This is a genomic window from Streptomyces sp. TOM-9, from assembly GCF_056858595.1.
In genome coordinates, this window is record NZ_JBXEQB010000001.1 from 5,020,998 (window position 1) to 5,033,710 (window position 12,713).

At 73.3% G+C, this 12,713-nt stretch carries 12 protein-coding genes and 1 tRNA gene; 11 read left to right on the forward strand and 2 right to left on the reverse strand.

Annotated elements, in window-relative coordinates:
- Positions 1-143 precede the first annotated feature (143 nt).
- On the forward strand, positions 144-1,715 hold the full coding sequence (locus AC1VWI_RS23340) for a S1C family serine protease (RefSeq protein ID WP_499512965.1): 1,572 nt from the start codon (positions 144-146) through the stop codon (positions 1,713-1,715).
- 59 nt (positions 1,716-1,774) lie between these two features.
- Positions 1,775-1,861 (forward strand) — tRNA-Ser (locus tag AC1VWI_RS23345).
- A 135-nt stretch (positions 1,862-1,996) separates the two neighbouring features.
- Here AC1VWI_RS23345 and AC1VWI_RS23350 read toward each other — a convergent pair.
- The gene (locus AC1VWI_RS23350) at positions 1,997-2,482 is read right to left on the reverse strand and encodes a DUF4265 domain-containing protein (protein ID WP_499516893.1); all 486 of its coding nucleotides are present in this window, start codon (positions 2,480-2,482) and stop codon (positions 1,997-1,999) included.
- 505 nt (positions 2,483-2,987) lie between these two features.
- Here AC1VWI_RS23350 and AC1VWI_RS23355 point away from each other — a divergent pair.
- The 3 genes from AC1VWI_RS23355 (at position 2,988) to pip (ending at position 5,901) form a co-directional block, all read left to right on the forward strand.
- Positions 2,988-3,206, forward strand: a complete 219-nt coding sequence (locus tag AC1VWI_RS23355; protein ID WP_499512966.1) for a hypothetical protein — start codon at positions 2,988-2,990, stop codon at positions 3,204-3,206.
- A gap of 312 nt (positions 3,207-3,518) precedes the next feature.
- Complete coding sequence (locus AC1VWI_RS23360; RefSeq protein ID WP_499512967.1) at positions 3,519-4,886, forward strand: FtsK/SpoIIIE domain-containing protein; 1,368 nt, start codon at positions 3,519-3,521, stop codon at positions 4,884-4,886.
- A 52-nt stretch (positions 4,887-4,938) separates the two neighbouring features.
- Positions 4,939-5,901 carry a prolyl aminopeptidase gene (gene pip / locus AC1VWI_RS23365; RefSeq protein WP_499512968.1) on the forward strand — a complete coding sequence of 321 codons (963 nt, stop codon included), beginning with the start codon at positions 4,939-4,941 and terminating at the stop codon, positions 5,899-5,901.
- A gap of 28 nt (positions 5,902-5,929) precedes the next feature.
- Here the strand turns inward: pip and AC1VWI_RS23370 are convergent, their stop codons facing one another.
- Positions 5,930-7,414, reverse strand: a complete 1,485-nt coding sequence (locus AC1VWI_RS23370; protein WP_499512969.1) for a multicopper oxidase family protein — start codon at positions 7,412-7,414, stop codon at positions 5,930-5,932.
- A 462-nt stretch (positions 7,415-7,876) separates the two neighbouring features.
- Between AC1VWI_RS23370 and AC1VWI_RS23375 the strand changes: the two genes are divergently transcribed.
- The 6 genes from AC1VWI_RS23375 to AC1VWI_RS23400 all read left to right on the forward strand — a co-directional run bounded on the left by AC1VWI_RS23375 (position 7,877) and on the right by AC1VWI_RS23400 (position 12,704).
- Entirely contained in the window at positions 7,877-8,182 is a 306-nt protein-coding gene (locus AC1VWI_RS23375; RefSeq protein ID WP_499512970.1) for a hypothetical protein, read from the forward strand.
- A gap of 198 nt (positions 8,183-8,380) precedes the next feature.
- Positions 8,381-9,280 carry a Zn-ribbon domain-containing OB-fold protein gene (locus tag AC1VWI_RS23380; RefSeq protein ID WP_499516894.1) on the forward strand — a complete coding sequence of 300 codons (900 nt, stop codon included), beginning with the start codon at positions 8,381-8,383 and terminating at the stop codon, positions 9,278-9,280.
- Position 9,281: 1 nt separating this feature from the next.
- Positions 9,282-9,683 carry a MaoC/PaaZ C-terminal domain-containing protein gene (locus AC1VWI_RS23385; RefSeq protein WP_499512971.1) on the forward strand — a complete coding sequence of 134 codons (402 nt, stop codon included), beginning with the start codon at positions 9,282-9,284 and terminating at the stop codon, positions 9,681-9,683.
- Positions 9,680-10,870, forward strand: a complete 1,191-nt coding sequence (locus tag AC1VWI_RS23390; RefSeq protein WP_499512972.1) for a lipid-transfer protein — start codon at positions 9,680-9,682, stop codon at positions 10,868-10,870. The genes AC1VWI_RS23385 and AC1VWI_RS23390 overlap by 4 nt, the downstream gene beginning before the upstream one ends.
- 108 nt (positions 10,871-10,978) lie before the next feature.
- A complete protein-coding gene (locus AC1VWI_RS23395) occupies positions 10,979-12,007 on the forward strand; it encodes a DUF1906 domain-containing protein (protein ID WP_499512973.1) in 1,029 nt (342 codons plus the stop codon).
- 172 nt (positions 12,008-12,179) lie between these two features.
- Positions 12,180-12,704, forward strand: coding sequence for a SigE family RNA polymerase sigma factor (locus AC1VWI_RS23400; protein ID WP_499512974.1), 525 nt, complete (start codon positions 12,180-12,182; stop codon positions 12,702-12,704).
- The last annotated feature ends 9 nt before the right edge of the window (positions 12,705-12,713 follow it).

The window sequence follows — 12,713 nt, forward strand, 5'->3', positions numbered from 1 at the left end:
GCCATCCGCCGGGCCGGGAACGGCCGCTGCTTACGGCGGTCTGACACCCGGTGGGAAAAGCTGTGTCCATCACGACGGTCGTCGTACGTACCGTAGCCGTAACCGTACGCACGGCATACAACGCATATCCGAGGAGAACAGCCGTGAGCACCGAGAACGAGGCCGGCCCGGTCCCGGCGGCGCTGCCGACGCAGCCGCCCGCTGACGCTGGGTCCGCCGCTCCCGCTGCACCTCCCGTGCCCCCCGCCGCCCCGCCCGCCGCTCCCCCGGCCCAGGCGCAGGCGCAGGCGTCGGCGCCGGGTACGGCCGCCCCCGCGGCCGCGACGGGTTCCGCGACCGCGGCGGCCCCGGCGGCCCCGGCGTCCGCGGAACCCGTCGCGGTGGCGCATCCGGCCGGTCCCCCCGTCGGGCCTCCCGCCGCGCCCCAGGCCGCTCCCCCGGCCGCCCCCGCGGCACCGCCCGCCGAGGTGCACACCGCGCCCCTGCCGCCGGTCGCCCCGCCGCCCACCCAGCCGTACGGCGGTCCCGTCGGGCCCTCCGGCCCCATGGGCCCGTCCGGTCCCGTGGGCCCGGTGTGGGGCACGCCGGTGCCGGCCGCCCCCGCACCCAAGAAGCGCGGCAACGGCGGCCTGGTCGCCGCCGTCCTGGTCGCCGCGCTCGTCGCGGGCGGCATCGGCGGCGGGGTCGGCTTCTGGGCCGCGGACCGCAACGACAGCTCCTCCTCGACCACCGTCTCCTCGGTCGGCAACCCCAAGGACCTCAGCCGCGCCGCCGACTCGGTCGCGGGCATCGCCAAGCAGGCCCTCCCCAGTGTCGTCACGATCGAGGCCACCGGCCGCCAGGAGAGCGGCACCGGCACCGGCTTCGTCTACGACAAGGAAGGCCACATCCTCACCAACAACCACGTCGTGGCCCCCGCCGCCGACGGCGGCAAGCTCACCGCCACGTTCTCCGACGGCAAGAAGTACGAGGCCGAGGTCGTCGGCCGCGCCCAGGGCTACGACGTCGCCGTCGTCAAGCTCAAGGGGGTCACCCCCGACAAGCTCACTCCGCTCGCCGTCGGCGACTCCGACAAGGTGGCCGTCGGCGACTCCACCATCGCCATCGGCGCCCCCTTCGGGCTCTCCGGCACCGTCACCACCGGCATCGTCAGCGCCCTGCACCGCCCCATCGCCTCCAGCGACGGGGAGGGGTCCAACGCCTCCTACATGAGCGCCATACAGACCGATGCCTCGATCAACCCCGGCAACTCCGGCGGCCCCCTCCTGAACTCCGAGGGCGCGGTCATCGGCATCAACTCCGCGATCCAGTCCACCGGCAGCGACGGCACCTCCCAGTCCGGCAGCGTGGGCCTGGGCTTCGCCATCCCGATCGACCAGGCCCGCCGCGTCGCCGAGGACCTGATCAAGGACGGCGAGCCCGTCTACGCCGTCATCGGCGTCCACGTCGACTCCAGCTACAGCGGCGAGGGCGCCAAGATCGCCACCGGCGCCGACGCCGTCACCTCCGGCGGCCCCGCCGACCAGGCGGGCCTGCGCTCCGGCGACGTCATCACCAAGTTCGACGACACCGTGGTCGACTCCAGCCCCACCCTCATCGGCGAGATCTGGCAGCACGAGCCCGGCGAGAAGGTCAACCTCACGTACACCCGTGACGGCCAGACCCGCACCGCCACCCTCACTCTCGGCGAACGCAAGGGCGACAGCAGCAGCTGAGCCGACCCGTTAGGCTGTCCCCGCGCCGCCCGGCCCTCCAGCCGGACCCCGCGGCGCGGGGAGAGTTGCCCGAGCGGCCTAAGGGAACGGTCTTGAAAACCGTCGTGGCAGCGATGTCACCGTGGGTTCAAATCCCACACTCTCCGCAGTAGGCCGGCGAAGGCGCTGGACAGAAGGGGTGCCCCAAGACACGGGGGCGCCCCTTCTTCGTGCGCGGAGGCGTCGTACTTCCGCCTGGGCAGCCGCCCGACCGCGCGCCGGGGCACGGCAGCCCTGAGGCGTCAGCCGGCCTCGGTGGTCCGCCAAGCGTCCGTGATGCAGCCTTCCTCCACGTGCCACCACTCCTGATCGACGCCGTGTTGAAGGAGACGCTTGATCCTGCCGAGATGCGCCTCCGGCGGGATGTCGAGGGAGACCATGCGGAACTGCTCGATGCCCTCGCCGCCGGCGCCCAACTCGTGGAAGACGTCGAGCACGCTCTGTCCGGCCGCCGCCGAGCCGATGTCGCGCAGCACGATCAAGCGGATGGTGCAGTTGTCCGAGGGCTGGACCACCTTGCCTGCCCACCTGACACCCTCGTCGTCAACGGACGTCTCAACGATGTCACCGATGGCGACACCTCGGATGAAGAAGGGCGTGTTCGCCAGCTCGGCTTTCCCGTCACCGCGGTCGATGGCCCAGAGGCTCCCCACCCCGGCCGGGGGCCAGTGGTCCTCGATCTCCAGGCGAAAGTGCACCTTCACGTGCTCAGGACCGGGTCCAGTCATGCCCGACAGCATGCACAAACGTGGCGACGCTCCGGTGGGCAGGTCCGCAGTTTGGAGGCGTGAGGCTGCGGGTTGCGTCTCCCCGGCAGGGGAACTCGCTGCCGCCTTGCCGGGAGGCAGCGGTGTGAACTCCCGCGCAGGGACCGAAGGCGCGACAGGCAACGTCATCCCTGGCAGGAGGCCTTATCGGTCGCCTACACGCCGGGGGAAGGTATGGAGAAACGTCGTGGCAGCGATGTCGCCGTCGGTTCACATCCGAGGTGCTGAACGGAAGGGGTGCTCCAAGACACGGGGGCGCCCCTTCTTCGTGCGCGACGGCACCGTGCTCCCTCGTCCTCCCGGTCTTCGCCGACCGAGCCCCCGAGCTTCACACAAGGCACCTGGCGAACATAGGCTCGCCCGGCTCCGGTTCGTTCGTCGAGGAGACGGTGGCATTTTGGCTGGCACGCGTACGAGGCGGTGGTGGGTCGCCCACTGGTCCGGGCTGTTGCTTTCCCTGACCTGCATGGTGTCGGCCGTGTGGTGGCTGATCGCGATGGAGTACGAGCCTCAGGCCCGCGCATGGACCCGCGCCGGACGGATGATGCAGAGCATGCGCCCCGAAGCCATCGCGCCCGGACTCATCGCCCTGAGCGCGGTTGCCCTGCTGTACTTCGGACATGAGCTCTACTCCGCGCTGCGTGACCGCCATCGATCACAGGTGCCGCACGTTGACGCTCAGTGACCGGCAGGTGTGAAAGCTCCGGCCGGTCGGGCGCGCGTGGCGCGGGGGGCACCCGCCGGGTGTGGTGACCGTCGGCCCGGCCCGTCCCGGAGGGCCGTCGATCGTTAAGCGGCCTTGCGGCACCCGCGGCTGCGACCCCGCGCTTCGGGGCGCGGCTCCCTGGGTGGAACGCCGGTGTCGGTGACCGGGCGGTGGGGGTGGGGGTGAGAGAATACGCTTAACGGTCAAACCGGGCATGGGATCTGCTCGTGTGGCGCGGGCGGTCACCGCGCCGGTCCCGGCCGCCGTCCCGAACGGCAAGGGCTGATCACCATGACGGGTGTCGCGCTCCTGGGTGTGCTGCTGGTCTCGGCCGGTGGCCTGGCCTATGCCCGTCGACGGTTCCCGGTGGCGTTCTGGCTGCTGTTCGGGCTACCGCTGGCCTGGGGGCGGTTCCTGTCGACCTACGGTTCCACGATGGCGGCGTGCGGGCTGGCCGTACCGCCGTCGTGGGCGCGGGCGTTGGCGGGGCGGGCGGCGGGGCGCAGGGAGGTGCGGCCGGTGCCGCCGAGGATCCGCCGGGTGGGCGGCTCGCTGACCGGCATGCGGGTGCGGCTGCGGCTGCCGGGCGGGCTGGAGCCGGCCGACGTGGCCGCGGCGTCCAACCGGTTGCGCCACGCGTGGGGCGTGCACGCGGTGCACGTGGTCGAGCTCGGCCCCGGGGTGGTCGAGTTGCGGATGACCGGCTACGACGTGCTCCGCGACGTACGGATGCCGCGCCGCCTGCCGTCCGGCCCGATGGTGGTGCCGGTGGCGCTGCGGGACGACGGGACCGCCTTCGTGCGGAACTACCGGGAGATCCCGCACGCGCTCACCCTCGGGGCGAACCAGTCGGGCAAGTCGGTGTACCAGCGCAACCTGATCATGAACCTGGCCCGGTTGCCCGTGGCCCTGGTGGGGATCGACTGCAAGGGCGGGGCGGAACTGATCCCGTACGCGCCCCGGCTGTCGGCCCTGGCGACCGACCGGGAGCAGGCGGCGGAGCTGCTGGACGCGCTGGTGGCCGAGATGGAGCACCGGTTCGCGGTGCTCAAGGAGTGCCAGCGCACGGCGCTGGACGCCCCGGAGGAGGAGGTGGCCTCCGACATCTGGGGGCTGCCCGCGTACGTGCGGCCGGTGCCCGTCGTGGTGCTGGTCGACGAGGTCGCCGAACTGTTCCTCAGCGCGACGAAGAAGGGCGAGGAACGCCGGGACCGCATGGTGGCGAACCTGATCCGGCTGGCGCAGCGGGCCCGCGCGGTCGGCATCTACCTGGAGATCTGCGGGCAGCGCTTCGGGGTGGAGCTCGGCAAGGGCGCCGCGACGCTCCGGTCCCAGCTCTCCGGTCGGGTCGTGCACCGCGTCAACAAGCAGACCGCCGAGGTGGGTCTGGGCGACATCTCGTCCGAGGCGATGGCCGCCGCGACCGCCATCGCCCCGGACCGGGTGGGGGTCGCGGTGGCCGGCGACGCCTCGGGTGGCTGGTCCCACATCCGCACCCCGCTGGTGTCGATCGCCGAGACCGCGGCCGTGTGCCGGGCCCACGCCCATCTGGTGCCCGACCTGCCGGCCCTGGACCGGTACCGCCCCTCCGCCGCGGGCGAGGAGGACGGACCGGCCGAACCCGGGCCCTTCCCCCGGCCCCGCCCGGGCCCCGAGTGAGGACCGGTAGCCTCGCGGGGTCGTTCGCCGGGTGCGGAGGAGGGGGATCGTGATGGCAGCAGCGGGGTTTGCGCTGATCGAGCCGTACGCGTCGGGGCTGCTCGACGTCGGGGACGGGCAGCGCGTCTACTGGGAGACCAGCGGGAACCCGGACGGCAAGCCGGTCCTGTGCGTGCACGGGGGACCGGGCTCCGGGGGGAAGCGGGGCAGCAAGAAGACCTTCGATCCCGAGGTGTACCGGATCGTGCTGTTCGACCAGCGGGGGTGCGGGCAGAGCCTGCCGCACGCCTCGGACCCGGCGGTGTCGCTCGAGCACAACACGACCGAGCACCTGATCGCCGACATGGAGCGGCTGCGCGAGCACCTCGGCGTCGAGCGGTGGATGCTGTACGGCGGTTCCTGGGGCTCGACGCTGATCCTGGCGTACGCGCAGCGGTACCCGGAGCGGGTGTCGGAGATCGTGATCGTCGGGGTCACCACGACCCGGCGGGAGGAGATCGACTGGCTCTACCGCGGCGTGGCCCGGCTGGTGCCGGGGCCGTGGGAGGCGTTCCGGGACGGGGTGCCGCCCGGCGAGCGGGACGGGAACCTGCCGGCCGCGTACGACCGGCTGCTGAACGGCCCGGACGCCGCGGCGCGGGGGAAGGCCGTACGCGACTGGGTCACCTGGGAGGACGCGGTCATCGCCCACGAGACCAACGGCAAGCCGGGGGCCTACGGTGACCGGCCGGACGACGACCTGGTCGCCTTCGTGCGGATCTGCGCGCACTACTTCGCCAACGGCGCCTGGCTGGAGGAGGGACAGCTGCTGCGGGACGCGCACCGGCTCGCCGGGATCCCGGGGGTGCTGATCCACGGGCGTCTTGACCTGGGCAGTCCGCTGACGACCGCGTGGGAGCTGGCGAAGGCGTGGCCCGACGCGGAGCTCCAGGTGATCGACGACTCCGGTCACACGGGCAGCCCCACCATGGGGGAGGCGGTCGTGGCGGCGGCGCGGCGCTTCGGCACGCGCTGACGCGGACGGTCACCCGCCGCGGGGCCGGTCACTTGCCGCGGGGACGGGGCGGGACGATGTCGAGCACGGCCATCATGCCCATGTCCTCGTGGTTGAGGATGTGGCAGTGCAGCACCGTCCGGCCGGTGAAGTCCGTGAAGGGGATGCGGATGACGACCCTGCCGCGGGCGGGCACGTTGACCGTGTCGAACCAGCGGTGGTCCGGGTCGCCGGCCTTCCCGTTGGTGCTCATCAGCTGGAACTGGTTGGTGTGGACGTGGAAGGAGTGCTCCTCGTCGCTGTCGTTGCGGACGGTCCACTCCTCGACGGTGCCGAGGACGGAGGTGAAGTCCACCCGGCCCGGCGCGTACGTGCGGCCGTTGACGTAGAACACGTCGCCCGCCGCGTTCTCGGTGAACACCACCGTCTTGCGGTCCGCGACCGTGGCGTGCGCCAGGTCCTCGTTGGGCGCGAAGTCCTTCGGGATCCGCGCCGGGGTCACGGGGGCGCCGCCGGTCACGACGGTGGCCAGGTCGGTGCGGGGGAACCGGTTGCCGGCCTTGCCGGTGTCGTAGGCGAGGGTCTCCAGCGTCGTGGTGCCGGGCCGGCTGCCGCCCTGCACCAGCACGTCGAACCGGGCGCCGGCGGCGATGACCAGGGTGTCCGCGGCGTAGACCCGGCGGACCGGGTAGCCGTCCTGCGCGATCACGTGGAAGCGGCTGCCCTTCAAGTGCAGGCGGTAGTAGATGTTGGCGCCGATGTTGGCCAGCCGCCACAGCTGGGTCTCGCCGGGTCGGAGGCCGATCACCGGGTTCTGCTGCCCGTTGACGGTGCGGTTGGTGCGCGTCCCGATCTTCAGTTTGTGGGTCCTGATCGCGTCGCCGTGGATCTGGAAGTCCTTGAGCGCGACGACGTGCTCGGTGATCCCGCGCAGGGACGGGGGCAGGTACCGCCGCAGGCCGTCCACGACGATGACGCCCGACTCCCCGCCCGCGACCTGGGCGGCGGACATCATGTCGGCGTGCGAGTGGTACCAGTAGGTGCCGGGCGTGATGGTGCGCGGCAGCCGGTAGGTGTAGTGGTGGCTCCGGCCGTACCTGATGGCGATGAAGATGTCGTCGGCGGGGCTGCGCGGTGAGACGTGGAGCCCGTGGACGTGGACGTTGGTGTCCTCGCGCACCCGGTTGGTCATGGTGAGGTCGATGCGGTCGCCGGGGCGTACGCGCAGCGTCGGCGGCATGTACCGCCCGTTGTAGGTGAGGGCGTACAGCCGGTGGTCGCCGACCCGGACCTTGCGGCGCTCGACGACGATGGCGGCCTTGAGGACGCCGTCGCGGCTGACCAGTTCCGGGGGGTCCTGCAGCCGTGGGCCGGGTCCCGCCGGGGGCGCCTGCCGGTCCTGCGGGGCGGGCCGGTCCGGGGCGTGGGGGTGCCCGGAGGGGGCGTGCCCCGCGCAGCCGGCGAGCCAGGCGGCGGCGAGGAGCAGTGCGGCGACCAGCCGGGTCAGCGGGGTTCGGGCGCGGGACCGGGTCACATCTCTCCCCTGGGGAAGCGGTGCGGCCGGGCGGGGGCGTCCGGGCGCGGGGCGCGACGGGCAGCGGGGGTCCGTCAGCCGGAGCGTAGGAAGCGGACGGCCGCCTCCCGGCGCGCCACGCACCGGGGAGGTGCGGCATCCGCCCGAACGGCGCCGTGGTGGCCACCCGGGCGGTGGCGCCGGTGGGGAGGGCCGGGTCGCCGAGGTTGGCCGAAAGTCGTGCCGTAACGATTCCGCGCCCACCGGGACCGGGTTGTGGTGGCCGGGACGCGGCCGAGCGGGTCAGCGGCGGCGGTTGTGGAGGTTTGTCGACAGATCGTCACGCTTGCGAGCGAAAGGGGTCAAGGTCCGGCTTGTCCGTCGTGGTGCTGGGCAACTCTGCTTGCGGCGACGTCGCAGAGCCTGCGGAGCGGTCGGCCGGCCGCACCGCGCACCTGGTATCCACTCCTCGGAGGGAAACACATGGCAAGCATCCGTACCGCCCGAGTCGTGTCCGCCCTGGCCGCGCTGCCGCTCGCGGCGGCGCTGTTCGCCGGCACGGCGGTGGCCGACAACGGCGCCGTGGCGGGTGGCACCTCCAACGCGACCGTGGTGAGCAACAGCGGCGGCAACGTGGGCCGCGACAACTTCGGGACGGTGACGACGACGCAGCAGGCGGCGACCGGGGCGGGGGCCTCCAACCAGAACAGCACGGCCAGCGTGGTGGGTTCGGCCTTCACCACCATCAACCAGCCGACGTTCAGCATCCACTTCGGCCCCATGTGGTGAGCGGACCGGTCCGCCGCCGGGGCGGGCCGAGGGGCTGAAGGGTCGACTGCGCGACGGCAACCTCACTGCCGTCGCGCAGTCACGTCCGGCGTCGTCCACAGCCTGTGGACAACGCCTTCCGCCCGGGCGTCTTGACAGCGGTGCCGCTTCCTCGCCAATCTGACGATCAGTCAGAAACTGGGGGCGGTGGCGGCGACGATGACGACCGACGACCTGTACGAGCGGCTGGTGACGTACGAGGGGCGCCCCGCCGCCGTCGCGGGCGAGGGCAAGGACCCCGTGAACCGGCCCATGATCAGGCACTGGTGCGAGGCGCTGGGCCATCCCGTCCCGCAGGACGGCACGGCACCCGCCCCCATGCTCCAGGTGTGGACCATGCGCGGGCTCCCCGGGCCGGGGGACGCCGCCGGGGGCGGTTCCCGCGCCGGCGCCTACGACGAACTGCTCGCGCTGCTCGACGAGGCCGGCTGCACCGCGGTCGTCGCCACCGACTGCGAGCAGGAGTACCTGCGGCCGCTGCGTCCCGGCGAGCGGATCACCTTCGACGCGGTGATCGAGTCCGTGTCGCCGCGCAAGACCACGCGCCTCGGCAGCGGCCACTTCGTCACCACGCGCATGGACGTCAGGGCGGACGGCGAACTCGCCGGCCGCCACCGCTTCCGCATCCTCAAGTACGCTCCCGCGCGGGCGCCGGGCGAGCGGCCGCGACGGCCCCGCCCGGTCGTCAACCGGGACAACGCCGGGTACTGGGAGGGCGTCGGGCGGCACGAGTTGCTCATCCAACGCTGCTCCTCCTGCGGCACCCTGAGGCTGCCGTGGCTCCCCGGCTGCAACAGCTGCGGCTCCGACGCCTGGGACACGCTACCGGCCTGCGGGCGCGGCACCGTCTTCAGCCGCGTCGTCGTGCACCACCCGCCGTTCCCCGCCTTCGACCCGCCGTACGCGGTCGCCCTGGTCGAACTGGCCGAAGGGGTCCGCCTGCTCGGCGGTGTGGTCGGCGTGCCGTACGAGAAGGTGCGCATCGGCATGCCGGTGACGCTCGAGTTCCGGCAGGCCGACGGGGAGCCGGCCGTGCCCGTCTTCCGTGCGGGGGTGTGAGATGACCGGACCGGGGGCGCGGGCGGGCGACGTCCTGCCGGAGCTGCGGATCCCCGTCACGCGGACGCTGGTCGTCGCCGGGGCGGTCGCCACCCGCGACTTCCAGGACGTGCACCACGACCCCGACGCGGCGCGGGCCAAGGGCTCGCCGGACGTCTTCCTGAACATCCTCACCACGGGCGGGCTCGTCGGCCGCTACCTCGCCGGGCACTTCGGCGCCTCGGCGGTGCTCCGCTCACTGCGCGTACGGCTGGGCGCCCCGGCGCACCCCGGCGACGAGCTGGTGTTCACCGGGCGCGTCACGGCGGTGCGCGGCACGGAGGCGACCGTCGAGGTCATCGGCGCGGTCGGGCGGGGGCGGCACGTCACGGGCACCGCGGTGCTGGAGGTGGGGGGCGGATGAGCGTACGCCGGCGCGACGGCCTGGGCGGACGGGCCGCGATCGCGGGGATCGGCGCGACGGAGTTCTCCAAGGACTCCGGACGCAGCGAACTGAAGCTCGCCGTGGAGGCCGTGCGCGCGGCGGTCGAGGACGCCGGGCTGACGCCGGACGACGTCGACGGCATGGTCACCTTCACGATGGACACCAGCCCGGAGATCACCGTCGCCCAGGCGGCCGGCATCGGGGAACTCGGCTTTTTCTCCCGGATCCACTACGGGGGCGGGGCCGCCTGCGCCACCGTGCAGCAGGCCGCGATGGCCGTTGCGACCGGTGTCGCGGACGTCGTCGTCTGCTACCGGGCCTTCAACGAGCGCTCGGGCCGCCGCTTCGGCTCCGGCGTCCAGCAGCGCGAACCCTCGGCGGAGGGCGCGGCGCTCGGCGTCAACCTGCCGTCCGGGCTGCTCACCCCCGCGTCCTGGGTCGCCATGTCGGCACAGCGCTATCTCCACACGTACGGGCTCGAACCGGAGGTTTTCGGCCATGTCGCCGTCGCCGGGCGCCGGCACGCCGCGACCAACCCGGCCGCGTACTTCCACCGCCGGCCCATCACTCTGGCCGACCACGCCGCGTCGCGGTGGATCGTCGAGCCGCTGCGCCTGCTCGACTGCTGCCAGGAGACCGACGGCGGCCAGGCCCTGGTCGTCACCTCCGCCGAGCGGGCCCGCGACCTGCGGCACCCGCCCGCGGTGATCAGGGCGGCCGCCCAGGGCGCGGGGCGCGGCCAGGAACAGATGACCGGCTACTACCGGCCGGACCAGGACCTGTGCGGGCTCCCCGAGTCGGCGGTCGTGGCCCGCCAACTGTGGCGGACCTCCGGCCTGCGGCCGCAGGACGTCGACACCGCCGTGCTCTACGACCACTTCACCCCCTTCGTCCTGATGCAGCTGGAGGAGTACGGATTCTGCGGGCGCGGCGAGGCGGCCGCCTTCGCCGCCGACGGCGGTCTGGAACGGGGCGGGAGGCTGCCCGTCAACACCCACGGCGGACAGCTCGGCGAGGCGTACCTGCACGGGATGAACGGCATCGCCGAAGCGGTGCGGCAGGTGCGCGGCACCAGCGTCAACCAGGTACCCGGCGCGGCCCACGTCCTCGTCACGGCCGGTACGGGGGTGCCGACCTCGGGACTGCTGCTGGGCGCGGCGGACTGAGCCGGCCCCGGCACCGGCGGCCCATCCGGGGCCGGGCGTTGCTGCGTACGGCTGACAGCGGGGCGTGGCTGCCCCGTTCGCGGGCAGCCGCCTGCGTTCACTCGACCCATGCGCGAACACAAGCCGATCATCCGACACGGGGCGATCGTGGCGATGGTGCTGGCCTGCCTCCTGGCCGGTCCCACCGCGGCCGAGGCCGTCGTACCGCGTCCCGCCGCGCCGGCCGCCAAGCCGGCCTCGGTGACGGCTGCCACGCCGGGCGCGGTCCGGACGTACCGGCAGGACCGGCCGGCCCGGGCGCCCGGTGACGGCGGTGACGACGACCCGTTCGGCTTCGCCGACACGGGTCTGCTCGACGGCCTGGACCTCCCCTACGGCCTCGGCGGTGAGGAAGGCGCCCCGTCCGGGGGCGGCCCGACCCGCGTCTACCGCGGCTACGGCTTCGACACCTGCCGCACGCCGCCGCTGTCCACGATGAGGGCCTGGCTGCGCTCCAAGTACCGCGCCATCGGCGTCTACTACGGCGGCCGCGCCCGTGCCTGCAGCACCCAGCGGCACCTCAACCGCACCTGGGTGCGATCGGTGCACCGCATGGGCTGGCGCATCCTGCCGATCTACGTCGGCTCGCAGTCGCCCTGCGTACGCGGCAGACATCTGCGCAACCACCGGATGAGCACCGACGACCCCTGGGGCCAGGGTGCGGGCGAGGGCTGGGACGCCGTGCGCAGGGCCGCCGCCCTCGGCTTCGAGGAGGGCAGCGCGCTCTACCTCGACATGGAGGCGTACAACGTCAAGCGGTCCCGCTGCGCCGACCAGACCCTCGACTTCATCCGGGCCTGGGACCGCGAGGTCGACGACGCCGGCTACCTGCCGGGCCTCTACAGCAGTTCGGAGTCCGGCATCCGGCACGTCGAGCGGGCCCGCCGGGAGGGCTACGACGACCTGCCGCGCGCGGTCTGGTTCGCCCGCTGGCAGGGCAAGCCCGCGGTGCGCAGCGAACCGGTCCTCGGCCGGGACGCCTGGCATCCGCACGGCCGCATCCACCAGTACTCGGGCAGCGTGCGCGAGAAGCACGGCGGCCGGCGCCTGGCGATCGACCGCAACCGGCTGGACGGGCCGGTGGCCGTCGTCGGATGACGCGGCGGGCGGCCGCGAGGACGCCGTCCCTGCGGGGCGACCCGTAGGGGCGGCGGGTGCGGCCTCAGCCCTCCGGAGGTGGGGCGGGCCCCCGCCCTACGACTTCAGGGTGACCCCGCTTCGGCACCTGCGGCGGATCCCCCGCACCCGGACCGGCTCCTAGCGTGGAGCCATGACGACGCCCGTGTGCACCAGCGCCTCGCAGGCCCAGTTCACCCGCTACGTCCGGGCCAAGGGCCCGGCGCTGCTGCGGACCGCGCGCTCGCTCACCGCCAACCCCTGCGACGCCGAGGACCTGCTGCAGACCGCCCTGACCAAGACCTACCTGGCATGGGACCGGATAGACGACCACCGGGCGCTGGACGGCTACGTGCGCCGCACGCTGGTCAACACCCGCACCTCGCAGTGGCGCAGGCGCCGCGTGGAGGAGTACGCCACCGACGAGCTCCCCGAGCCGCACGGCCGCGCCGTGACCGGCCCCGACGAGGCCGAGCAGCAGGCCCAGCGCGACGCGTTGCTGCGCGCGATCGCCCGGCTGCCGGCCCGCCAGCGGGCGATGGTCGTCCTCAGGTACTACGAGGACATGAGCGAGGTGCAGACCGCCGAGGCGCTCGGGGTGTCGGTCGGCACGGTCAAGAGCGCGGTGTCGCGCGCCCTGGGCAAACTCCGCGAGGACCCCGAATTGCGCCTGGGGTAGTGACATACC

Coding starts and splice junctions, on each gene's coding strand:
- AC1VWI_RS23350 (WP_499516893.1), bottom strand. CDS start 2,482: ATGACTGGACCCGGTCCTGAGCACGTGAAGGTGCACTTTCGCCTGGAG.
- AC1VWI_RS23355 (WP_499512966.1), top strand. CDS start 2,988: ATGGTGTCGGCCGTGTGGTGGCTGATCGCGATGGAGTACGAGCCTCAG.
- AC1VWI_RS23360 (WP_499512967.1), top strand. CDS start 3,519: ATGACGGGTGTCGCGCTCCTGGGTGTGCTGCTGGTCTCGGCCGGTGGC.
- pip (WP_499512968.1), top strand. CDS start 4,939: ATGGCAGCAGCGGGGTTTGCGCTGATCGAGCCGTACGCGTCGGGGCTG.
- AC1VWI_RS23375 (WP_499512970.1), top strand. CDS start 7,877: ATGGCAAGCATCCGTACCGCCCGAGTCGTGTCCGCCCTGGCCGCGCTG.
- AC1VWI_RS23380 (WP_499516894.1), top strand. CDS start 8,381: ATGACGACCGACGACCTGTACGAGCGGCTGGTGACGTACGAGGGGCGC.
- AC1VWI_RS23385 (WP_499512971.1), top strand. CDS start 9,282: ATGACCGGACCGGGGGCGCGGGCGGGCGACGTCCTGCCGGAGCTGCGG.
- AC1VWI_RS23390 (WP_499512972.1), top strand. CDS start 9,680: ATGAGCGTACGCCGGCGCGACGGCCTGGGCGGACGGGCCGCGATCGCG.
- AC1VWI_RS23395 (WP_499512973.1), top strand. CDS start 10,979: ATGCGCGAACACAAGCCGATCATCCGACACGGGGCGATCGTGGCGATG.
- AC1VWI_RS23400 (WP_499512974.1), top strand. CDS start 12,180: ATGACGACGCCCGTGTGCACCAGCGCCTCGCAGGCCCAGTTCACCCGC.